The organism is Sphingobacterium thalpophilum (assembly GCF_038396785.1).
In the GTDB taxonomy this organism is placed as follows: Bacteria; Bacteroidota; Bacteroidia; order Sphingobacteriales; family Sphingobacteriaceae; genus Sphingobacterium; species Sphingobacterium thalpophilum_A.
In genome coordinates this window covers 2,940,664-2,962,472 of record NZ_CP151087.1, presented here as the reverse complement: position 1 = coordinate 2,962,472, position 21,809 = coordinate 2,940,664, and the positions used below count along the sequence as shown (strand labels likewise).

General features: G+C 40.9%; 20 protein-coding genes. 8 read left to right on the top strand and 12 right to left on the bottom strand.

The features are described 5' to 3' along the window. The first annotated feature begins 31 nt into the window (after positions 1 to 31). From AACH28_RS13075 to AACH28_RS13065, 3 genes are read left to right on the top strand one after another with little or no spacing between them, the layout of a single operon-like run. On the top strand, positions 32 to 721 hold the full coding sequence (locus tag AACH28_RS13075) for a hypothetical protein (protein WP_286710086.1): 690 nt from the start codon (positions 32 to 34) through the stop codon (positions 719 to 721). A 6-nt stretch (positions 722 to 727) separates the two neighbouring features. Further along, positions 728 to 1,249: a DUF4252 domain-containing protein gene (locus AACH28_RS13070; RefSeq protein WP_046674926.1), complete on the top strand. Its 522-nt coding sequence runs from the start codon at positions 728 to 730 to the stop codon at positions 1,247 to 1,249. Positions 1,250 to 1,255: 6 nt separating this feature from the next. Next, on the top strand, positions 1,256 to 1,801 hold the full coding sequence (locus AACH28_RS13065; RefSeq protein ID WP_083295802.1) for a DUF4252 domain-containing protein: 546 nt from the start codon (positions 1,256 to 1,258) through the stop codon (positions 1,799 to 1,801). 91 nt (positions 1,802 to 1,892) lie between these two features. Here the strand turns inward: AACH28_RS13065 and hemL are convergent, their stop codons facing one another. The 5 genes from hemL to AACH28_RS13040 form a co-directional block, all read right to left on the bottom strand. Then, positions 1,893 to 3,203 (bottom strand): glutamate-1-semialdehyde 2,1-aminomutase, encoded by a 1,311-nt coding sequence (hemL, locus tag AACH28_RS13060; RefSeq protein ID WP_046674928.1) that lies wholly within the window; start codon positions 3,201 to 3,203, stop codon positions 1,893 to 1,895. 3 nt (positions 3,204 to 3,206) lie between these two features. Then, complete coding sequence (gene hemB, locus AACH28_RS13055; protein WP_046674929.1) at positions 3,207 to 4,190, bottom strand: porphobilinogen synthase; 984 nt, start codon at positions 4,188 to 4,190, stop codon at positions 3,207 to 3,209. 90 nt (positions 4,191 to 4,280) lie between these two features. Beyond that, a complete protein-coding gene (gene hemC, locus AACH28_RS13050) occupies positions 4,281 to 5,867 on the bottom strand; it encodes a hydroxymethylbilane synthase (RefSeq protein WP_341830690.1) in 1,587 nt (528 codons plus the stop codon). Between the two features lie 352 nt (positions 5,868 to 6,219). Then, positions 6,220 to 7,461, bottom strand: a complete 1,242-nt coding sequence (gene hemA / locus AACH28_RS13045; protein WP_336830176.1) for a glutamyl-tRNA reductase — start codon at positions 7,459 to 7,461, stop codon at positions 6,220 to 6,222. Positions 7,462 to 7,680: 219 nt separating this feature from the next. Then, positions 7,681 to 8,520, bottom strand: coding sequence for a hypothetical protein (locus AACH28_RS13040; RefSeq protein WP_070562005.1), 840 nt, complete (start codon positions 8,518 to 8,520; stop codon positions 7,681 to 7,683). A gap of 221 nt (positions 8,521 to 8,741) precedes the next feature. Here AACH28_RS13040 and AACH28_RS13035 point away from each other — a divergent pair, with 221 nt between their 5' ends. Further along, entirely contained in the window at positions 8,742 to 9,140 is a 399-nt protein-coding gene (locus AACH28_RS13035) for a hypothetical protein (RefSeq protein ID WP_341830689.1), read from the top strand. Between the two features lie 50 nt (positions 9,141 to 9,190). Here AACH28_RS13035 and AACH28_RS13030 read toward each other — a convergent pair whose 3' ends face one another. From AACH28_RS13030 to rbfA, 4 genes are read right to left on the bottom strand one after another with little or no spacing between them, the layout of a single operon-like run. After that, positions 9,191 to 9,841, bottom strand: a complete 651-nt coding sequence (locus AACH28_RS13030) for a hypothetical protein (protein ID WP_070562009.1) — start codon at positions 9,839 to 9,841, stop codon at positions 9,191 to 9,193. Between the two features lie 2 nt (positions 9,842 to 9,843). Continuing rightward, complete coding sequence (locus tag AACH28_RS13025; RefSeq protein WP_341830688.1) at positions 9,844 to 10,932, bottom strand: aminotransferase class V-fold PLP-dependent enzyme; 1,089 nt, start codon at positions 10,930 to 10,932, stop codon at positions 9,844 to 9,846. Next, positions 10,925 to 11,572: a leucyl/phenylalanyl-tRNA--protein transferase gene (gene aat, locus AACH28_RS13020; RefSeq protein ID WP_286754838.1), complete on the bottom strand. Its 648-nt coding sequence runs from the start codon at positions 11,570 to 11,572 to the stop codon at positions 10,925 to 10,927. Before aat ends, AACH28_RS13025 begins: the two co-directional genes overlap by 8 nt. A 29-nt stretch (positions 11,573 to 11,601) precedes the next feature. Further along, entirely contained in the window at positions 11,602 to 11,973 is a 372-nt protein-coding gene (gene rbfA, locus AACH28_RS13015) for a 30S ribosome-binding factor RbfA (protein ID WP_070562015.1), read from the bottom strand. A gap of 583 nt (positions 11,974 to 12,556) precedes the next feature. On the opposite strand from rbfA, the gene argH reads away from it, so the two are divergent. Then, positions 12,557 to 13,888, top strand: a complete 1,332-nt coding sequence (gene argH, locus AACH28_RS13010; protein WP_341830687.1) for an argininosuccinate lyase — start codon at positions 12,557 to 12,559, stop codon at positions 13,886 to 13,888. Positions 13,889 to 13,972: 84 nt separating this feature from the next. Here argH and AACH28_RS13005 read toward each other — a convergent pair whose 3' ends face one another. Continuing rightward, entirely contained in the window at positions 13,973 to 15,031 is a 1,059-nt protein-coding gene (locus AACH28_RS13005; RefSeq protein ID WP_341830686.1) for an aldose epimerase family protein, read from the bottom strand. A 135-nt stretch (positions 15,032 to 15,166) separates the two neighbouring features. On the opposite strand from AACH28_RS13005, the gene AACH28_RS13000 reads away from it, so the two are divergent. Continuing rightward, entirely contained in the window at positions 15,167 to 16,288 is a 1,122-nt protein-coding gene (locus AACH28_RS13000) for an IS110 family transposase (protein WP_341830685.1), read from the top strand. On the opposite strand, the gene AACH28_RS12995 is transcribed toward AACH28_RS13000, so the two are convergent. Together AACH28_RS12995 and AACH28_RS12990 are read right to left on the bottom strand one after the other, a co-directional pair. Beyond that, a complete protein-coding gene (locus AACH28_RS12995; RefSeq protein WP_286767918.1) occupies positions 16,285 to 17,268 on the bottom strand; it encodes a transposase in 984 nt (327 codons plus the stop codon). The two genes, AACH28_RS13000 and AACH28_RS12995, sit on opposite strands and share 4 nt — an antisense overlap. After that, positions 17,261 to 17,614, bottom strand: a complete 354-nt coding sequence (locus AACH28_RS12990; RefSeq protein ID WP_286767917.1) for a transposase — start codon at positions 17,612 to 17,614, stop codon at positions 17,261 to 17,263. Before AACH28_RS12990 ends, AACH28_RS12995 begins: the two co-directional genes overlap by 8 nt. 609 nt (positions 17,615 to 18,223) lie before the next feature. Between AACH28_RS12990 and AACH28_RS12985 the strand changes: the two genes are divergently transcribed. Continuing rightward, positions 18,224 to 19,582, top strand: a complete 1,359-nt coding sequence (locus AACH28_RS12985; protein ID WP_286727371.1) for a deoxyguanosinetriphosphate triphosphohydrolase — start codon at positions 18,224 to 18,226, stop codon at positions 19,580 to 19,582. A 111-nt stretch (positions 19,583 to 19,693) separates the two neighbouring features. Beyond that, entirely contained in the window at positions 19,694 to 21,805 is a 2,112-nt protein-coding gene (locus tag AACH28_RS12980; protein ID WP_112373886.1) for a type IA DNA topoisomerase, read from the top strand. Positions 21,806 to 21,809 lie beyond the last annotated feature (4 nt).

Sequence of the window (21,809 nt, the reverse complement as noted above, 5' to 3'; positions counted from 1 at the left end):
TTCATCGTCTTTGAAAATAAGATGAACAGTGATGAAAGATAAGAAATTAAAAGAATTGGAAGAGAAGTACTTTAATGGCCAGTCGTCATTAGAGGAAGAAAGAGCATTGAAAAGCTCGGATGATGCTTTTTTTCAATCATTGAATCAGGAAAAGAATAGGACAATGGATTGGTCCTTTGAGGACTTCCAAAGTGAGATCAATGATGATAAGAAACGTATTATCTGGTGGAATAATAGCTGGATAAAATATGCAGCAGCAGCCATGTTGTTAATGGCTATTGGAATTGCACTATTCCTAAATCAGGAACCAACAACGCGAGTACCTGTACTTGCCGAAAAGGAAATGAAAGAGCTAAAATCCGCGGACAAGAAGCTGATCGAACAACAAAATGAAGAAACGGTAGTTTCCAATGCTAATGATGGGACCCCTTCGGTGGAAAGCGGTAAGACGTTACAGATCGCAGAAACGCTCAAACATTCTAAAGTTAAAAAACGAGCGAAGGCATGGACTGAAAAGAAGAAAATAGTTGCTGAAAGTCTGCAATCAGTCGAAAGTGAACCCTATCAGGCAGATTATGTGGTTTTGAATGGGAAACCTGTCGCGAACGAACAGGAAGCTGTTGAACTGACCCTAAAATCTTTAGGCTTACTGGCAAATAATCTGGAAAATGGTGTAGATAAAGCAATGAATATAAAACAAATGTCAATAACGATTAACTAAAATAAAATGAAAGGTTTTTTAATAGCTTGCCTTCTACTTGTAGCAAGTATGGCAAATGCACAAATTTCAAAATTGGATAAACTTTTTGAACAATATCAAGGAAAGAAAGGTGTGACAACACTCAAAATCGGGGCGCCGATGTTCAAGCTATTGGGTAATTTGAAAATAGACGATGAGGATATGCAGACAATTACACCACTACTTAAGAATGTTAAATCGTTGCGGATGCTGATTGTTGAAGATGGGGAGGATAAAGCCTTAACAGGTATTATTCAAGGGGCAGTTTCAAATTTAAAGTATGAAGAACTCATGTCGCTCAATAATGAAGGTCAGGATATCCGGTTCATGGTCGAAAATATGTCTGCAAATGCCGACATCTTAAACAATCTGTTACTAACGATCAACGGAGATGGGCAAAATCTATTTATGATCCTTGACGGGGCTATACCGTTGAAAGACGTGACTAGCTTGGTCAACGAAGGGAACAATAAAGTGAGTAAGAATAAAGGTGATAACAACAAAAAGTAGAAGATTATGAAAAGATTACTAACCTTGTTGTGCCTAGTTGGCGTTCTTTTCTCCATGCAGTCATGCATGATAAAAAAAGCCTCCAATATGGATTTCGTCAGCCGGTCTAATGTATCGGACGACGCTGAGATTGTTGCCATTAATTTACCGATGTGGTTAACAAAACCCTTTATGAAAAAAGCCTTAAAGGACGATAATGATGAAGAGTCTCGTGCAATGGCTGAAATTGTAAAGAAATTAAAGAAGTTCAGAATGCTGACACTTTCAAATAATGACAAAACGAAGAATGCACGGATTTTGGACGATTACCATAAGTTTTTGAAGAAGAACAAATTTGAGGAATTACTGGTTATTAACACGGATGGACAGGAGATTTCGCTGAATGCGCGTATTGATAAGAATAATGTTATTCAGCGGGTTTCTCTACTCGTTCATGATAACGAAGATGAAAGTGTTTTTATGGATATCAAAGGTAAGTTTTCATTGGATGAACTTATTGCCGGACTAAATAAGATGAAATCTAAAGATAAGAAGCTGGCAAACAAACTGTAATAAGCACGTTGATTCGAGCCTATACTTCCACTAACCTATAAAAAAAGCCCTCTAGTAATATACTGGAGGGCTTTTTTATAGTAGTTTGATTTTATGCACTAAAGACAATGTCTAAAGCATCGAAAATATGTTTTTTTGCCTGGTCAAGATCCGCTGCTGTATGTGCATCAGAAACAAAGCCTACTTCATAGCCTGAAGGACCAAAATATACGCCACGATTTAACAATTCGCGGTGCATAATTTTATAAGATTCCATCGATTTAGGATCGATTTCACTCGCTTTTTTAATTTCGTGCTGTTCTGTGAAGGCAAACCAAAAAATAGAAGCCACATGGAAAAGTTGAACTTTATATCCTTTCTCCGCAATATAAGTACGCATATCATTGACGAAAGCTTCTGTTTTGGCATTTAAATTTGTGTAGAAATCCTTTTGTGCCAAGATACCTAATGCGGCAATGCCTGCAGCCATAGCAACTGGATTTCCGGATAAAGTTCCGGCTTGGTAAACTGCACCATCAGGAGATATACAGGCCATCAATTCTTTTGAGGCTCCATAGGCACCAACAGGCATTCCGCCACCAATAATTTTGCCGTAGGTAATAATATCTGGTTGTACGTCATAGTAAGCCGAAGCACCTTCAAAACCAATACGGAATCCCGTGATCACTTCATCCATAATCAACATTGCACCATGTTCTTTGGTGATATTACGTAAGAAGTGAACATATTCCTTAGATTGCAACAATAAGCCATTGTTTGCAGGTATACCCTCAATGATAACTGCGGCAATCTGATCTTTAAATTCTGCAAAAGCAGCTTCTAAAGCTTGCTTATCGTTTAATTCGATAACAATGGTTTCGTCTGCAAATGCTTTAGGTACACCAGCCGATGATGTCTCACCAAAAGTGACCAAACCAGAACCCGCTTTAACCAAAAGAGAATCGGAGTGGCCATGATAACAGCCATCAAATTTGATGATCTTATCACGTTTCGTGTAGCCTCTAGCCAAACGGATTGCAGACATTACGGCCTCAGTTCCGGAACTGACAAAGCGAATTTTCTCAATAAACCTATTGTTTTCGATAATCAACTCAGCCAGTTGGTTCTCCAACGCAGTGGGAGCGCCAAAACTTAAGCCTTTCCCGAGTTGTGCCGCTACAGCTTCACGAACTTGATCATTATTGTGCCCTAAAATTAAGGGGCCCCATGAACAACAAAAATCGATGAATTCATTTCCGTCAGCATCCCACAGGTGTGCTTTATCGCCACGCTCAATAAATAATGGGGTACCATATACGGATTTGAAAGCCCTAACAGGAGAGTTTACGCCTCCAGGGAAATATTGTTTTGCTTTTTCAAATAGCTCAGCAGATTTTGCTCTTGAAATATCAGGTGCTTGCATAGTCTAAATAGTTGAATGCGAAATAAAACCTTTCTCCAATACTTCTTTGGAGTGGTAGGATAAGATTGCTGTAGCGCCAGCACGTCTGAAGCTCAATAACGTTTCTAGGATGACACGTTCATCGAGCCAACCGTTTTGGATAGCCGCTTTTAACATCGCATATTCTCCACTGACATTATATACTGCAATAGGTAGATCGAAGTTGTCTGCAAGAAGTTTAACGATATCTAAGTAGGGAAGTCCCGGTTTTACCATCAGAAAATCAGCTCCTTCCTGTGCGTCGAGCTGTGCTTCAATAAGCGCCTCTTTTGCATTGGCAGGATTCATCTGGTAGGTCTTCTTGTCGCCATGCTTGGGTGCCGAGCCTAAGGCATCTCTAAAAGGACCATAATAGGCCGAAGCATATTTTGCCGTATACGACATCAAAGAAACGTTAGTAAAACCATTATGGTCCAATAGCTCACGGATGTAACCGATGCGGCCATCCATCATATCTGATGGTGCAATGATATCTGCACCTGATTGTGCATGTGCCAAGGCCATTTTGCCCAATACTTCTAATGTCTCATCGTTTAGGATCTCACCGTTTTCGACAATTCCATCGTGCCCGTCACTGCTGTAAGGGTCCATGGCAACATCCGTTACGATACAAGCCTCCGGAAAATTTTTCTTTACCGCAGCAATTGCACGTAAGTATAAACTTCCATCACGGTAGCTTTCTGTAGCATATTTGTCTTTTAATGACTCTTCAATGTTAGGGAAAAGATCAAATGAACGTAAGCCCAACTTCAGGCAACTTTCTACTTCCTTCAATAGATTGTCTATTGAATAGCGATAGATGCCCGGCATCGATTTAACCTCAGTTTTTTGATTTTGCCCATCGACGATAAAAAGTGGGAAAATCAAATTTGACGCGTCTAAACGTGTCTCTTGAATCATGTCGCGAATCACGGCAGATTTACGATTTCTTCTCGGACGTTGTAACATTATATTAAGATTATTTATGATCTATGTTGTTTATTTCAAAGTCAGTGGAATCGTTTACCGACGTTGAAATACAAACTACTTTATACGATTCTAATACTCCAATCCAAAAACGGCTTCAGAAAGACCTATTTCATCTGGAGAATAAGGAAGTGCATAAGGGACATTCATCTCATCAAACTTTGCACCGGTAGAGCGGCCAATACAGATTACTTTTTGGCCTGGTTCCAGTAGGTTGTCTGCAAAATAAGCTTCCACATTGCTCGGACTGGTAAAGACCAATACCTCCGCGTTGGATGGATCTACATTTTCTTCTAAGACCGTTTCATATACCGGTATATTGATAATTTTTGTCTCCGGGCTTAATGCTTTTTGGATCGTCTCCAAAGATTCCTTCGCACGTGGTATAAGCACGGTACCACCATTGGCCAACTCAGCAAATTTCTTCGCAATTTCCTCCATATTGATGCCCTCACTGTCGCCAGAGAAATCAGCAACGCGGTCATATTTGCGCAAAATCTCTTCCGAGCCACGGCCAATGACACCAATCTTGGTCTTTTTGCTCAAACGTGGCTCTAAATTGAAAAAGTGCTCAATACCATTCTTGCTTGAAAATATAATCCAATCCGCGTGTTTTAGGATAAAAGGATCCAATTTGTTGATGATGGGGAATATTTTGATCAAAGAGCGGCCCTCAATAGTAATATTGTGCTTGGCCATTGCTCTTGCGAAATAGGAATTTTCGTCTACCTCCCGGGAGATAAATACAGATTGTGGCAATTTTCTATCCTTTGCATATTTGCTGAAAATACGCTCCGCTAACCGTGTCGCATCGGTATCTCTAAGGTAAACACGGTCAGGAAAATCTTCGCTTGTGTCAGCAATAGAGGCCCAAGCTTCGTATTCATCACCGCTTTTACGGCAATAACAGCCTAATGGCGCATGACATCCCGCGTCAAATTTATTTAATACCAAACGTTCTACGGAGATTGTTTTTGCTACTTCTTCATTGTTTAAGGGCTGTAAAGCGTCAAAAAGTTCCTTGTCAACTTCACGGATCTGAATAGCAAGTACTCCTTGCGCCGGTGCCGGGATAATTTCAACAGGAGGAATCTCTTCCACATGAAAATCTGTAATATCCATTTCAATACGGCTAATACCTGCCTTTGCAAGTACGATAGCATCGTATTGCTCATCACGTAGCTTCTGGATTCTTGTCTGTAAATTACCACGGAGATCGTCAAATTCTAGATCCGGACGTAGCGCCGAGATCTGCGCTTTTCTACGGTTGGATGATGTCCCAACAGTCGCATTGTGTTTTAATGAAAGACGTTTTTTGATATCCACACAATCTTTGTGGATAATCAATAATTCAGCGGGATCCTCACGCTCAGAAACCGCTGCAATGATCAATCCCGGAGGGTTGACCGTAGGTAAATCTTTGTGTGAGTGTACAGCTAAATCAATGGTACCGCTTAAAAGCTCCTCTTCAAGCTCTTTGGTGAAAAATCCTTTGCCTTCTAATTTATCCAAACGAAGGTGTTGAATGATATCCCCTTGTGTTTTAATGACTTTTAATTCTGCTTCAATTCCGATTTCTGCCAATCGATCTTTTACAAAATTTGCCTGCCACATGGCAAGAACACTTCCCCGGGTACCAATAATTAGTTTTCTATTCACGTTAATTTTACTTTACCTATTAAAACAATCACAAAATGTTCCCCCAGTAGCGACGTATTCAACTAGCACAGCATGTGTTTTAATTCAATTGAGCCCCGGAAATAAACAATTTCGGAAAAATGTGTTTAATACCATTAATCAGAGCAAAAATAAATAAATAGAAGGAATATGTTGACACGTTACTGTCATTATATGTCAGGAAATAATTGACAAACCGAAATTTAAAGAAACAGTCAAAGGATAGCTCCGGGTGACGGGCACAGATTCATTCCGCTAATAGGCATTGGTACAAAACCTAGGGAAGCAACAAAAAGTAATAGAATATAACGCTGTTCGAAGAGGAAGCTTAGTATTAGTTTTTTTCCGTTTCTGGAGTTTTAACCAAAATTTCTTTCGCCATAACCATTGGAACTTTGATGTATTTCTTTTCCATATAGTTGATGACTTTTTCCAATACTTCTCTCGCTTCGGGGGTTAGGGCTTGAACCTCTTGAGCAAAAACCTCATTTAGCGCAAATGACTTAATTTCTTTAATCTTTTCAGGAACCTCACGCATAGCAACCTCTACACGTCGCTGTTTGATTAAAGGTAAAAATTCTTGGATATTGTCCTGTATAATCTTTTCGGCACTCTCCAATTCGTTATAACGCTCTTGGATGTTTTTCTCCGCAATAGCTTGTAAGCTGCTCACTTCAATGTAATGAATCGGATTATTTTGGAGAACTTCAGCATCAATATCATTCGGAACGGCTAAGTCAATGATTATTTTCTTATCCGTTTCTCCGTTTAATAAGGATTGATAAAGTGTGTTGTCAATAATGGAGGTCGGCGCACCTGTGCAAGTAATTAAAATATCAAAGCCTTCTTTGTACTGATCAATATCCGCTAGGGGATAAGCTTCAGCATTTAATTCTTCGGCTAAGGCCTTTGCGTTCTCTACTGTGCGGTTGAAAATAACGAACTTAGCTTTTTGGTTCTTTTGGAAATATTTCGCTAAGTTCTGATTGGTTTCTCCAGAACCGATAATGACGATTCTAGGGTTTTCAACCAGTTTTAGTTCGCGCAATTTGCGATAGGCAAGCGAGACAACGGAAATTGGGTTTCTGGAAATTTTAGTATAGGTGTATACTTCTTTAGCCGTTTTTACGAGACGATCCATCATCAGACGTAGAAAATCTCCAGTAAAACCAGCTTCTCTACAACGATCATAAGCCCGACGTACCTGTGCCAAAATTTCTTTTTCACCAACAACAAGACTTTCAAGTGAACATGACATCCGAAGCAGGTGGTTTAAAGCATCCATACCCTCGTATTTGTTGACCTGTCCTAAATAACATTGTAGTCTCTCCTGAGGAACACAGAAGTTCAATTTTCCCATAAAATCAGCAATGAATTCATGGGTCAATTCGTGAGCACCATAAAATACAAACTCTACTCGGTTACAAGTACCAATATAAAAGATCTCTGGAATGTCTAGGCTATGCTTTAGATTGATGAGGCGACTTTCTAAATCCTCATTGCAGATCACTAGATTACCTAGATCTTTTAGTTCGACATGTTTATGAGTAAACGCTAATACTTTAAGATTTTTCAAAGCTCTAATCCCTCGCTTATATTTAACGGTACAAATGTAGCTTAAAAGCTTTGTGCTTGTGTCAAAAATCTGTCAAAGGGATTAATTTAGAAAGATTTTAAATAGCCGATTTTGATGGTTATATGTCTGTAATTCAGGTGTTTGTTTTGCGTATCAATATCGAATGATTTTCGTCACGATCTGTCGTGACGAAAATTTTAAGCGATAAAATACGATAAACTACTCTTTAATACCTGTATTTGTAGTTGCAGAGTCGATGGTGACATCTTGCAATTCTTCCACATAAGGCTCCTCTTCGGAAGTGGTAGCTTCCTGAATTTCACTATCACTGTATTGGTAATAGCTGTCGAAGGTCTTGCTGTTTTTATTGTAAATTAATGCGTACTTGGAATTTTTATTCTTGACAATAATTCCATCAGCAGGAGCAGGTACTAACTTCATCTCATCCATAAAAATTTTCTGTCCCTTTTTGAAGCTGTTGATGAGTGGCAGTTCGCTTGAATATTCCTTCCAGAATAAAATATCGCCTTTTGCTGAAATGATCCAGATGGCACTGCTCTGATAGTCGTTCTTTTCTACCAAAAAAGCCATTTCTTTATTCCAACTGTCTGAATCGTTGCGATCGGTAAAGTTACCATAACAGAAAACAGATTTAGCACGATCTTTTATCCGTGTAAACTTGTATATAGGTTTATCATCTACAGGTTCAAGGTAGTTATTACCCATGAATATCTTTGTAATACCCCTTCTATAGCGTAACGGGATATTATCGTATTCGGGAATCGTGAAGATTGCATTGTTCCAGTGTTGATAGTCTTCCAGTGAACTCCAACCATCAGCGTCTTCCAGGTCTTTGGGATCTGCATTGTCAAACCCTACAACAGCTGTCGCGGTACTATCCACCTGCAGGCCGTCGATAGCTTGTCGATGGCTATAGTTGTAATATCCGCCACCCGCTAGGACAACCAATAGCACGACGCCAATAATGATATAGATCTTTTTCTTTTTATTAGGCTGTGCAGGTTGTTCTGCTGCGATTTCTTCAACTTCTCTTTTCATGTTTATTATTCGGCTTAAATGCTAAAAATTATATTCATCTCTTTTAAACAAGTGAAAACCAGATTTAAATGATTGATGATCTTTGGATTAGTCTTGTTTTTTATTTGTTCTAAGTGTTAATTGCGCTTAAAAATAGAATAATTTTTCAAAAAGTGAAATACAAGTTATATATGTGTCAATATTCAACTTATATTCGTAGCAATTTTAAAGTAATTTGAACCATGATTATTATCAAAAAATACTTTGCCATTGTTGGACTAGTCATTTCGTTTTTGTCCAGCATGACACCATTCTTAAAAGTGCCTATTAAGGGAAATTGGAATTTATATCAGGTAGATTCCTATTTGTTCTTTATCACATTACCTATTCTCGGGGTGACTGCCCTCTTGTTTTTTGTCCGTGCGGTTCGAGCTTATCAGTGGATGACCCGAGTGGCCGCCTGTTGGTACCTGTTGAGTATAACAGCGGTCTGGTTTAAGATCAATAATTATTTCGGCTGGGGATTTGCCGATAAATTGCTTTCTAAATCCCTGCACATGCGCTGGGGCTGGATTGTCTATTTGGTCGGCATCGTATTATTATTGTTGAGCACCAGGAAGGTTTCTGCGACGGCTGAATAAAATAAAGCCGTTTGGTATATAAAAAATAAGCTAGATGAAATTCATCTAGCTTATTTTTTATTTGGACGATGTGGTATGAAATGATTTTTCAACTTGTCCAGTCCTAAATCCTCTTCAATCTTATCCAGTTCGTAGGACCATATTTTTTCATCCAAAATTTCGTTCAGGACTTTTGGATTAGTTAGATCTACAGGACGTACACGTTGTTCTCTGTTGATTGGTGATGTCAGTTCCTGCAAACTGGCACTATGCCGTATGATCTGAAAACGGAAGGTAGGCCATTTCCCAACATTTGCAAAGTTGCCTGTATAAAACTGCATCGAATCGTGTGGCGGTATTTTATTGCTGAAAATACCTTTTACTTTATTCGCTGTAGCTTCAGCTACGGACACTAGGAGCTCAAAACTCGTTTCATTGATGATATGTAATTTGGCAAGTCCATCTTTGTGGTCTCCCGAAATTGCCAAAAGTATTCCTTTTTCGATAAATCGATGTGGTGTCAGTGGTGTCGCATGCTGGTCAAGTTCATCATCTGCTCGACGCATATTACCGAAGACAAGAGTGATTTTATCCATTGGCACCGGAATCTCAAAACCAGTGTCATCTGTAACGCCTACAATATCGTTGGGCTGCATGGATGTGATATGCCCCTCAATGGGCTCATCGACAAACCGTACTAAGTCGCCTATTCTAAATTTCATGTTTACTTTACTTTTGTGTCAATAATATATAATAGCTTCTCAAGATCCGAGTGATCATTGTATAAATGAAATCCAACACGGATCCCCGATCCTCGGGGAAAGCATTTTATGCCCTCATCCAGGAGAGTCTGATAATTGTCGGGGTTGATCTGAATATTGAAAATATTGCTCTGCGGACGTCTATTGATGATGCTGTCCAATAACAGTTTCCGGTCGGCAAGTTCAGCGCGGGCATCTGCAATTAACTTTTGGGTATAGGCCACTGTTTCGGAAAATCCCCATTCCTCCAATTGAAGAAGGGACTGCTGTAGCGTTCCGTGCGACAGGGTGTCCAGATGCCCTGGTTCAAAACAAAGTTGTACCACAGATTTATTCATCCATTGGTTGTTGAGGAAGCTGTAATTTTTTTGGATATCCGCATAAAGTATCGCTTTGAGTCTGTCACTTAAGAGAACAAAACCATTGCCAAAGCCAGCCATAAGCCATTTGTATCCACTGGATAATACGGCGTCAAAGCCCGAAAGCGTAAAATCAAAAAGATCTGTTCCCAAAAACTGTGTGCCGTCGCCTACAATCAACAAGTCGGGATGCCGATGCTTCAATTCCTGTATGAAAGATAGGTCTATTTTTAATCCCGAAATATATTGAACAATGGAAAGAATAAGGACATCTGGTTTAAATGTTGCTATTGTGTCCAATAAATTCGTTTCCAGCTGTTCGTCCATCCTGACAAATTGATGTTCAAAACCGCTTATAATTGTAGGAAAATTAACCGAAGGATAATCATTGTCCAATAGCAGCACTTTCGATTGTTTCGGTAAACCTGCCAATAGCGCATTGAAGGCAAAGGAAAAACAACTTGATAAGAACACATTTTGGGAAGGGCAATTAAAGAATTTACCGAGCGTATCCCGACAGGCATCTAAAGTTGCACCTTGCTGTTCGCGTAAGGTAGTGTTCGCGTCAAAGAAATCTTGGTCTCTTTTGGAGCGCCAAGCCTTTGTTTCACGTGAAAGTAAGCCGGATCCTGGTGTCGTGAGGTAAGTTACGGCTGAAGCGATGTCAAAATGTTTACGATAGGGACTACTCATGTCTTTGGTCTTTTGTTAGTATTGCTAAATAATCTGTCAAGGAAAGGTATTCACCGCCCATGCTTTCCAAATGATCCGTGTGAAATTGGCAATCAATTAAACGTACTTCAATTTCTTGGGCGAGATAAATCAGGGCCGCTTTCGAAGCGTTGGGGACTTTTGAAAACATGCTTTCTCCACAAAAGACACCATTGATTAACACGCCATAAAGCCCGCCAACGAGTATACCGCCTTGCCATACTTCCACCGAATGTGCATAACCTAGCTCCGCAAGTTTACTATATGCTTGGATCATGCCCTGGGTTATCCAGGTTCCAGCCTGATCTTTTCTATTGATAGACGCACAAAGCTGAATGACTTCTTTAAAGCTGCGGTCTATCGATAGAGAAAATGTTTTTTTCCGGAGTACACTCGCCATGCTTTTGCTGATCTTGACCTTGGAGGGATCGATCACAAATCTGGGGTCTGGGGCATACCAAAGTATGGGGCTGTCATCACTGAACCAGGGGAAAATTCCGTTACTATAGGCCAGTAGCAAACGATCTGGCGAAAGATCTCCACCTACGGCGAGTAAACCATCTTCTTCTGCATAACTTGGGTGTGGAAACTCCAGTCTGTTCGTATCCAGTTCAAATACCATGGTTGTTTAACAGGCTGCGATAGATAGCATTATTCTGGCTGACGCGGTTCTTTGCCGATCTCGTCAAATAGTTTGTCCATGTGTTCAACATATTCGTTGGTATCATCGAGGAAGAACTCCAATTGAGGAACAATCTTTACCTGGTTCTTAATTTTTGCTCCCAGTTTGTAGCGTATTTCAGATGTTTTGGAACGAATGGACTTCATATTTTCCTGTGCCGTTTTTGTGTTCAAAAAGCTTATGTAAACACGGGCAATTGCCAAATCAGGTGTAACACGAACCCGTGTAACCGTGATAAACGCTCCAGGAGCCCATGAATTACCTTCGCGTTGAAATAATGCTGCTAAATCCTGTTGAATCACCCCAGCAAAACGTTGCTGTCTCTTGCTTTCTGTTCCCATCGTATACGTTTTATGTTGAATATTCTCAATTATGTTAAACAAAAATAGCCAAAATTTCAATTAAAAGAGAAACTTGACTCTACATAAGAAAAAAGGCACATCTTGGTTTGACGTGCCTTTAAATTTCGATTCACAATTGGTTAGGTAATTTCTTTCAAGTTTTAAGACTTTGGGGTCTATCATATTTGGTTTGAAATTTCGGTGTATTTAAAGCGGTAAGTATTTACTAACCTTACCATCTTCTATTTTTTCATCTCCCTTACACTACAAACATAGGAATACTTAAAAAACTGACAAAATAACTTTTAAAAATAAAGTGAGTGGTTACTTATAATATGTGTTTATCGCGATTTAACAAACTTTTAACATTTTATTTTTTTTGTAACAGTCTTTTTTTTCCACCTGATTTTTTGTTTTTCATCCAATTATCCGAGTAAAATGTATGCAATCTTTGCATTGATATAACCATTTGCAATTGGTATTTTTGTAAAAATTGTATGTGATAGAATTATCAGAAGCTTCAATCAACACTAAACCGACCAAAGGCTTTTGATGATAACAGGATCAAAAAGAAATTATACGAATGAAAATCTGGCAAAAAAATATAGATGTCGATTCTTTTGTAGAATCGTTTACGGTGGGCAATGACCGCGTAATGGACCTGCAACTTGCTGCTGCGGATGTTTTGGGTTCATTGGCCCATACACGCATGCTGAATAGCATAAACCTGATGACCGATGAGGATCTAGCGCTTGTACAAAAAGAACTGAAAAATATCTATAAAGAAATTTTAGCCGGTGACTTTCGTATAGAAGACTCGGTAGAAGATGTGCATTCGCAGGTTGAAATGTTGCTTACACAGCGTATTGGAGAGGCTGGTAAAAAAATTCACTCCGGCAGATCCCGTAATGACCAGGTTTTGGTCGACCTAAAATTATACTTTCGCTCAGAGATTCAGCATATCATCCAGAATACGGAGGCTCTTTTTAATGAATTGATCCAGCTCAGCGAGCGATATAAACATATTCTGATCCCTGGATACACCCACTTGCAAATTGCCATGCCTTCATCGTTTGGATTATGGTTTGGTGCGTACGCGGAAAGCCTTGTGGATGATCTGGAGATGATGCGTGCAGCATGGAAGGTTTGTAATAAGAATCCTTTAGGATCTGCTGCAGGGTATGGATCATCCTTTCCATTGAATAGAACGATGACGACACAATTGCTGGGATTTGAAGACCTCAATTACAATGTGGTTTATGCACAAATGGGAAGAGGGAAGACTGAACGTATCTTGGCACAGGGCATGAGTTCCATCGCGGCGACATTGGCCAAGTTTGCCATGGACGTATGTCTGTATATCAACCAAAATTTTGGCTTTATCTCTTTTCCTGCACATTTGACTACGGGATCGAGCATCATGCCACACAAGAAAAACCCGGATGTCTTCGAGCTGATCCGTTCACGCTGTAATAAAATACAGGCCTTGCCAAATGAAATTGCGTTGATGACGACCAACCTTCCATCGGGTTACCATAGAGATCTTCAATTGTTAAAGGAAAATTTATTCCCAGCGTTTAAATCGCTCAATGAATGTCTTGAAATCGCAACCTTTATGTTGGAAAATATAATTGTAAAAGACAATATCCTGGACGATCCAAAATACGATTATTTGTTCTCTGTTGAAGTGGTGAACAATGAGGTCCTGAAAGGAGTTCCTTTCCGGGAGGCCTACAGGACTATTGGTATTGATATTGATGAAGGGCGTTTCAAGCCATCAAAAGAGGTAAATCATACCCACGAGGGAAGTATTGGAAATCTCTGCAATGATCAGATCCAACGTATGTTCGCCGAGGTCAAAGTAACTTTTGGTTTTGAAAAAGTCGAATCAGCATTGGATGACCTTTTAAAATAAAAAATATGCTGTAGCCCTACAGAGGAAATAGCACATCAACATAAAACGGCCGGTAAGCATGTGCTTATCGGCCGTTTTATGTTCTTATTTTTTTATGGAGAACTTAAAATGTGTCTCGGAGTCGAATGATTCGCCTGCTTTTAACAAAGTTGAAGGAAATTCCGCTTGATTGGGTGTATCCGGAAAATGCTGAGTTTCCAGACAGAATCCGGCATAAGGAAGATACTTGTAACCTCTTTTGCCAAAATCATTTCCGGTCATCCAGTTTGCTGTATAGAGTTGTACGCCCGGCTCCGTTGTAAAGACATCCAGCTGAATGCCCGTGTTTTTAGAATATACTGTTGCACAAGGCTGCGAAATAGGCTGGTTGTTGACATAACAATGATCATATCCTTTGGCAGCGATCAATTGTTCGTTATTTGCAGTAATATCTTGCACAATAGGTTTGGGTATGCGGAAGTCGAAGGCGGTGCCCTCCACAGGTACTATTGCATTCGGTATCTGGTTGTCGTCTACAAATAAGACTTTATCTGAATTGATCTGAAGGATCTGCTGCAATACGTCGCCACTGCCTTCCCCATCCAGATTGAAGTACGTATGATTGGTCAGGTTGACGTGCGTATCGGCATCCGATTGCGCATGATATTTGATAATAATCTCGTTATTTCTGGTTAGGGTATAAGAAACCATAACTTTTAGATTCCCTGGAAATCCTTCTTCACCATCTTGGGAAACATAATAAAATTCGACGTGCGATTGATAAGTGACCCTTCTGTCCCAAACCTTATCATGAAAGCCCGAAATACCACCATGAAGACAATTATTGCCATTGTTTTGCGGAAGCGTATAGTGTTTTCCGTTTATTTCAAATTTGCCTTCAGCAATGCGATTGGCGAAACGCCCCGCTGTGCAGCCATGGTATTTCTCATCAGAATCCAGGTAGGCCTGAATGGAATCGAAGCCCAGTGCAACATCCACCAAATTTCCCTTTTTATCAGGTACCAAAATGCTGACAATACGCGCACCGTAGTCCGTTAAGAGTACCTGCATCCCTCCTTCGTTTTTTAATAAGAGCAAATGCGTGTTTTTGCCGTCAATTGTACCTTCAAAATGTTTTGGAATAAGTGTTTGATATTTCGTCATGATGAATCCCTATTGGTATTTAGGTTAAATTTACATTTAATTTTCCGATTACACACAAGCGGATAAAAATTGGCGAGAGCTATCGCAATCAAAGCAAGTCCCGCTGCTTATCTTTATGTTGAAAAAAAAAGTTATATGAAAACAGCAGGACTTGACGTGCATAAAGATAGTATTTTTTGTGCGGTATTTAATGGGAAGCATTATTCGGATGTGGAGGTTTTCGAAACCTTCAGTACGGGCATTCGACAGTTGGGAGCCTACTTGAAGGCTGCGGGTGTTCTCCGAGTAGCGATGGAGAGTACCAGTATTTACTGGATCCCGGTCTGGAATATTCTCTCTGAAATGGGCTTTGATCTGATGCTGGTGAATCCCTTTTTAATCAAACAGCTGCCCGGCCGCAAAAGCGATGTAAAGGATGCACAGTGGATTGCCCAGCTACTTCACAAAGATATGCTTCGCGGGAGTTTTGTGCCCGGTGAGCGAATACAGGAACTCAGGAGCTACACCCGTTCCTATAGCAAGTTGCAACAGCGGATAGTCCGTATGCTTACCAAAATGGACAATATCCTCGTACAGGCCGGAATCCGTTTGGGTAGTCTTGTGACCGATATCGGAGGGAAAAGTATGCTGAGTGTCATTGATGCCCTGATAGCCGGGGAGCGTGATGCCGTACGTTTAAGCAAACTGGTCTATGCCAGTAAGAAGAACAAAGAAAACGGAAAGCTGGCAGCAGCACTAACCGGCTGCATGAAGGAGCACCACCGCTTCAACCTGCAGATGGCAAAAGTTGAATACGACCTGTTGATCAAGCAGTCTGCTGAGTATATAGAAAAGATTGAAGCTATCTGCCTGCGTGATTTTCCACGGCAGAGTGCCTTGCTAAAGACGATTCCCGGCGTTAGCCGTATCAGTTCCGCTGTGATCATCGCCGAGACCGGCGCAGACATGAAAGTTTTTGAAAACAGCGGTAAACTGAGCGGATGGGTCGGATTACGACCAAAGAATGATGAAAGCGCAGGGAAATATAAAAGTACAGCAATCACTAAAGGAAACAGATATCTCAAGCCAATACTGGTACAGGTTGCCTGGGCGGCAAGCCGCTGTAAAGGCTCCTATTTTAAAGACAAATTCAACCGTCTAAGTATAAGAAAATCCTCGAAAAAGGCCCTGATCGCTATCGCACGAAAAATATCCGTTGTTGTATGGAATATCCTAAAAGAGGATCAAGCTGAATTCTTGGGGGGTAATCATTTTTAAGCATACAATTTCATCACTCTGTACAGGAAGAATGTTGTATCCCTTACTCCACGGAAGACGCTCCTGAAAGCTTTGAGTTTTGCATTGAAGGACTCTGCGGATGCATTGGTGCTTCTATTGTCGAAGTAGTGGAGAATGTATTGATGATGTGCTGCAATGGATCTTGCGACACTCTCGAATGAAGCAATACCCGCGTTCTCAACCTGGTTGTGCCACAGTCCTAACTTTGTGAAAGCAACTTTTTTATCCCTGCATTTATTGAAGATGTCACCTAAGGCAACTCCAAGATCATAAGCCTGTTTTAGCTTGGGAAACCTGATGAACAGCAGTTCTGCACGGCGTTTTTGGCTTTCCGACCATCGACTTGGATGCTTGAACAGGAGGTGTCTCGACCTAGCTAATAGCTGTTTGAGCGTATCACCATTAGGCAACAACTCGGGGTCATATGGGATACCCCGTTTTCGCGATTCCATTATTTTTTTGCTTTCTGCATCTAAGACTTCCCATCGGTATTTGATACGGAGTTCCTGAACAGCATCATAAGCAAGTTTTTGTACATGAAACCGATCGATAACCCTTCTGGCATTTCTGAAACACCTACGGATAGCCTTTGCCATATTGGGGGCCATATCCATCGTTACTTCCCTAACTTTGTTCCTTAGTTTAAGTGGAATGCGCTCTAATACAGCAATAATATCTTCCGCCTTTGTCCCTCTTATGGTAGCCAATATGGTTCCCTTCCTGCCCTTTGCTGATTTACTGCTTACGATCGTGTAAAGTTCACCGTTGCTAAAGCTGGTCTCATCGATGCTCAGGTGTTCCGATATGTTATCAGGAAAAAGGGTCCATTGCTCTGCGTGTGGCTTTTGGTCCCAGTCCTGGAAGTCACTGAGATGGTTCTTGTATTGATCCTGTAGTTGCTTACCGTCCATTTGGAAGAACAGACCTACCAATTGGGCGCTTACAGGATGATTATCCAAATATCTTCTTTAAAAAAAGCCCGAATTCCGTAGTCATTCGAGCACCCTCACGCACCAGATTCCAATCTCTTGTGATGATCTCTCCGGTATCCAGGACCGTCCAGCGACGACGGCGGATATGTAGCGTAACTTTCTGGCCTCGAATGGGAAAGTCTGAAATCTCAGTGGAAGGCATGAAGCCCTTTGACTCCAACTTGCTGTTCTGATAGCCTGTCGGAGCAATATTAAGCTCATCTAAATAAATGTGGAGCTGATTGTCAACCTGATCGACTTCTAAAATCTGAAAGTATTCCAATAGCCCTTCGGGCATCAATAGGGACAGTAATTTACGTTCGGCTTCTTGCAAGGGATATCTGTATTAAGGATGCTAAACTAAGAAATTTTTGACATTCCCCCCAAGAATTCAGCTTGATCCCTAAAAGACTTAACCCCTTATAATCCGGCACTACAGGTGATCTACGAACCAGCCAAACTAGATGCCAGGATACGGTATCACCAAAAAGAAATGGAACGCATAGCGAAACTTAAACCATAACAATTTTTTGCGTAAAGGCCGGGTATCTTTATGGTGGCTAAAAGACCCCGTTTTTAAATTGGCCAATGCAAATGCCTGAAAAGGCTATAAGTACACAAGCATGAGTTAATGCCAGCCTTACGGCTGACCAAACTCGAAGAGGAAAATCGCAAAACCCAATGCGCAAGGGGACTGTATTATAGTTAATTTATAGAGGAAAGATACAGAATATAACCAGTATAAAAATGACTTTGACAACAGCTGTTTGTAAAATTTGTCATTTTGAAATGCAATCCAGGATACTGTTGCAAAAATGACTCCTGAACAGGTAAATAACAGCAGTAAAATATAGGGATATGTGCACAGTCATTCGGGGAATTTCTGAGCCGGTCTCCTATGATTATAATTGTATTTAAAGGCAAATTTATCTAAGTTTGCGCTATGTCTGAAAAAATGAATTGGAAAGATTTGCTCTCTGCAAAGCGCTGGGGTTACGAAGATCGGAGCGTAGATAGTTACCTGGTGGCCCGGTCGGAATTTCAACGGGATTATGATCGTTTGATCTTTTCATCCCCATTTCGGAGATTACAGAATAAAACGCAGGTTTTTCCACTTCCTGGCGCTGTATTCGTGCACAATAGGTTGACACATAGTTTAGAAGTTGCCAGTGTAGGACGCTCTTTGGGACGTATGTTTTATGCACAGTTGAAAGAGGAAAATCCAAACCTGGATAATGATTACCCTTTTTTGCAAGAAGTAGGAAATATTATCTCTGCGGCATGTTTGTCACATGACCTGGGCAACCCGGCCTTTGGTCACTCTGGTGAATCCGCTATTTCCACATATTTCACAGATGGCGATGGACGTAAATACCAAGAGCAGGTAACAGCCGAAGAATGGGCCGATCTGACCCACTTTGAAGGAAATGCCAATGCGCTACGGATTCTGACACATGCCTTTCAAGGAAAGGATCCCAAAGGTTTTGCATTGACCTATACTTCCCTGGCTTCCATTGTAAAATACCCCTGTCTGGCAATTGATGGCCACCTCAAGAAAAGCCATCATCGCAAGAAATATGGCTTTTTTACGGAAGAACAAAAAGCATTTGAGAAGGTTGCTAATGAATTGGGATTATTAAAAGATCCTTCCAATTCAAAGGGCTACCTAAGACATCCTTTGGTTTATCTCGTGGAGGCTGCGGATGATATTTGTTACAATATTATTGATTTGGAAGATGCACATCATCTTAAGATATTGTCCTATCAAGAAGTGGAAGAATTACTATTGCCGCTCTGTGGCAAAGAAAATCTTCGCGACAGGCTCGATGGATTGCTGGATACCCCAAGCCGTGTAGCATTGTTGCGTGCTAAAGCGATCAATACCTTGATTAAAGGATGTGTTGATGTCTTTGTACGTGAGCAGGACAAATTTCTGTCAGGAACTTTCGGATCAGCGTTAATGGATGCCTTAGATGAGGACATTGTTACACAAATGAAAAAAATCTCGAAGATTTCCATTGCAAAAATCTATAATGCGCCCACGGTTGTGCAAATTGAGATTGCTGGTTACCGGGTGATGGATGCCCTATTAAAAGAGTTTGTTCCGGCATACCTAAAGAAGAACAAGAACAATTACGATAAAAAGCTCGTTGCATTAATTCCTGAACAATTTTATACGGATAAACAAGATTCGTATTCCAAAATCCGTTGTGTATTGGATTTTGTTTCAGGTATGACTGACGTTTATGCCATAGAGCTGTACCGTAAAATCAAGGGAATAACAATACCATCCATAGAATAGGGACGTTTCAGGTAAAGGGGTAAAATATCAATATTAAATTGAGACTCGCTGTAATACCTGAGGGTATTATCCTAAAGTCTCGGATCGAAAATCTAACATCTCATATCTAAAATGAAGGTTGTAATTGCTGAAAAGCCCTCCGTGGCGCGTGATCTGGCTCGAGTGATGGGGGCGAAGGAAGTCAAAGACGGTTATATCGCCGGCAATGGCTATGCTTTTACGTATGCTTTTGGCCATTTGGTTCAACTCTGTACGCCACAGGCTTACGGATACAATTCGTGGACAATTTCAAATTTGCCGATCATTCCATCCACATTTAAGCTAGAATCGAAGAAAGTGAAGCGTGATGGCAAGCAGATGGATGATACCGGAGCAGTTAAGCAACTCAACACCATAAAATCCCTGTTGGAACAGGCCGAAGAAATCATTGTGGCTACCGATGCGGGACGGGAGGGTGAATTGATCTTTCGTAATATATACTATTTTTTAGGTTCTAAAGTACCTTTTAAACGCCTTTGGATATCGAGCCAAACGGATAAAGCCATTAAAGAAGGTTTTGCCAATTTGAAAGCAGGTACGGAATACGATAGCCTGTACATGTCTGCCCGTTCACGTTCGGAATCGGACTGGCTAATCGGTATCAATGCGACGCAGGCCATCACCTTGGCGGCCGGGAATAAAGGATTACTTTCTTTGGGCCGCGTTCAGACGCCAACCTTGGCCATGATCTGTTCGCGCTATCTGGAAAATAAAGACTTTAAACCCCAGGCATTCTATAAAATTCAGGCCGGTTTTGAAAAAGATAATATCAGTTTTAAGGCAACCTCCAATAAGATCGATAAAAAGGATGTCGCCGAGCAAACCATTGCGCGATTGACCGTTGGTTCTAATGCCCGCGTGGCAAAGGTGGAAGCCAAAGAAACAAAAGAGCAACCGCCCTTGCTATTTGATTTGACATCGCTGCAACAGGATGCAAATAAGAAGTATGGTTATTCGGCCGATCAGACACTGAGTATTGCGCAAACACTTTACGAAAAGAAGGTCATCACTTATCCGCGTACGGGTTCCCGTTACATCGGTGAGGATGTTTTTGAAGAAATTGGCGCACTTTTTCAACATTTGTCGGATACCGCAGATGAATCCATCTCGTCGATCGCAAAAAATCTGATCGGTGCAAAATTGAACAAACGTTCTGTCGATGACAAAAAGGTAACCGATCACCACGCCCTATTGGTGACGGATGAAAAGCCGGGTCCCATGCTCAAAGAGCAACAGAATGTTTACAATATGATCGCCAAGCGCATGGTGGAAAGTTTCTCGGAAGTATGTATAAAAGATATTACCACCGTGACAATTGATGCGCAGGGGGTTGAACTTATCGCCAAAGGTACTGTAATCAAGCAATACGGCTGGCGTCTTTCCGCGGAGCAGATCGAAGCGCCCGATGAAGATAAAAACAATGACGATCAGGATAATGAAAATGCGCAGTTACCGAAGCTGTTAGCTGAGGAATTATTGCAGATTCTGACCCTCGAACTTGCCGAACGTTTTACCAAAGCAAGACCCATACATACCGAAGCCTCCTTATTGAAGGCCATGGAAACTTCGGGAAAGGAAATTGAAGACGATGAAATGCGGCAGGCTATGAAGGACTGTGGACTTGGTACACCTGCTACACGAGCCGCAACTATCGAAACACTTTTCCAGCGGGATTATATTAAACGCGACAAGAAAAAACTGATCCCAACGGAAAAAGGACTTGCGGTATACAATCTTGTAAAAGATCGTTCCATTGCCAAGGTAACCTTGACCGGTAAATGGGAGCAGAAGCTGGAGGAAATGCGAGCCAATAAAGTGTCCTATGATGTTTTTATGAAACATATTAAGGATTATACGGCCAAAATTACAAAAGAACTGTTGACGCTGCGGATTTCTCTCGCGCAAGAGGAAGTTAAACCTCAACAAAAAGGAAAGATAAAATGTCCGAAATGTGAGCAGGGATTGATTTTGCTCTACGATAAAGTAGCCCAATGCGACCATTATGCCCGTGGATGTGATTTTAAGATCTGGCGGACATTGAATGGTATCTTTCTCGACGAAAAAGAGATGAAGAACTTGTTGGAGAAAGGAAAAACCTCCGAGTTTAAAGGGGTAAAAAATAATGAGGGTGCTATTGTCACTGCGCCGCTTGTATTTGAAAATTTTAAGGTTAACGTGGGGTAAATGG

Excerpts from the sequence above, each read along its gene's own strand:
- AACH28_RS13075 (WP_286710086.1), top strand. The coding sequence starts at position 32 with ATGAAAGATAAGAAATTAAAAGAATTGGAAGAGAAGTACTTTAATGGC.
- AACH28_RS13070 (WP_046674926.1), top strand. The coding sequence starts at position 728 with ATGAAAGGTTTTTTAATAGCTTGCCTTCTACTTGTAGCAAGTATGGCA.
- AACH28_RS13065 (WP_083295802.1), top strand. The coding sequence starts at position 1,256 with ATGAAAAGATTACTAACCTTGTTGTGCCTAGTTGGCGTTCTTTTCTCC.
- hemL (WP_046674928.1), bottom strand. The coding sequence starts at position 3,203 with ATGCAAGCACCTGATATTTCAAGAGCAAAATCTGCTGAGCTATTTGAA.
- hemB (WP_046674929.1), bottom strand. The coding sequence starts at position 4,190 with ATGTTACAACGTCCGAGAAGAAATCGTAAATCTGCCGTGATTCGCGAC.
- AACH28_RS13040 (WP_070562005.1), bottom strand. The coding sequence starts at position 8,520 with ATGAAAAGAGAAGTTGAAGAAATCGCAGCAGAACAACCTGCACAGCCT.
- AACH28_RS13035 (WP_341830689.1), top strand. The coding sequence starts at position 8,742 with ATGATTATTATCAAAAAATACTTTGCCATTGTTGGACTAGTCATTTCG.
- AACH28_RS13030 (WP_070562009.1), bottom strand. The coding sequence starts at position 9,841 with ATGAAATTTAGAATAGGCGACTTAGTACGGTTTGTCGATGAGCCCATT.
- AACH28_RS13025 (WP_341830688.1), bottom strand. The coding sequence starts at position 10,932 with ATGAGTAGTCCCTATCGTAAACATTTTGACATCGCTTCAGCCGTAACT.
- aat (WP_286754838.1), bottom strand. The coding sequence starts at position 11,572 with ATGGTATTTGAACTGGATACGAACAGACTGGAGTTTCCACACCCAAGT.
- rbfA (WP_070562015.1), bottom strand. The coding sequence starts at position 11,973 with ATGGGAACAGAAAGCAAGAGACAGCAACGTTTTGCTGGGGTGATTCAA.
- argH (WP_341830687.1), top strand. The coding sequence starts at position 12,557 with ATGAAAATCTGGCAAAAAAATATAGATGTCGATTCTTTTGTAGAATCG.
- AACH28_RS13005 (WP_341830686.1), bottom strand. The coding sequence starts at position 15,031 with ATGACGAAATATCAAACACTTATTCCAAAACATTTTGAAGGTACAATT.
- AACH28_RS13000 (WP_341830685.1), top strand. The coding sequence starts at position 15,167 with ATGAAAACAGCAGGACTTGACGTGCATAAAGATAGTATTTTTTGTGCG.
- AACH28_RS12985 (WP_286727371.1), top strand. The coding sequence starts at position 18,224 with ATGTCTGAAAAAATGAATTGGAAAGATTTGCTCTCTGCAAAGCGCTGG.
- AACH28_RS12980 (WP_112373886.1), top strand. The coding sequence starts at position 19,694 with ATGAAGGTTGTAATTGCTGAAAAGCCCTCCGTGGCGCGTGATCTGGCT.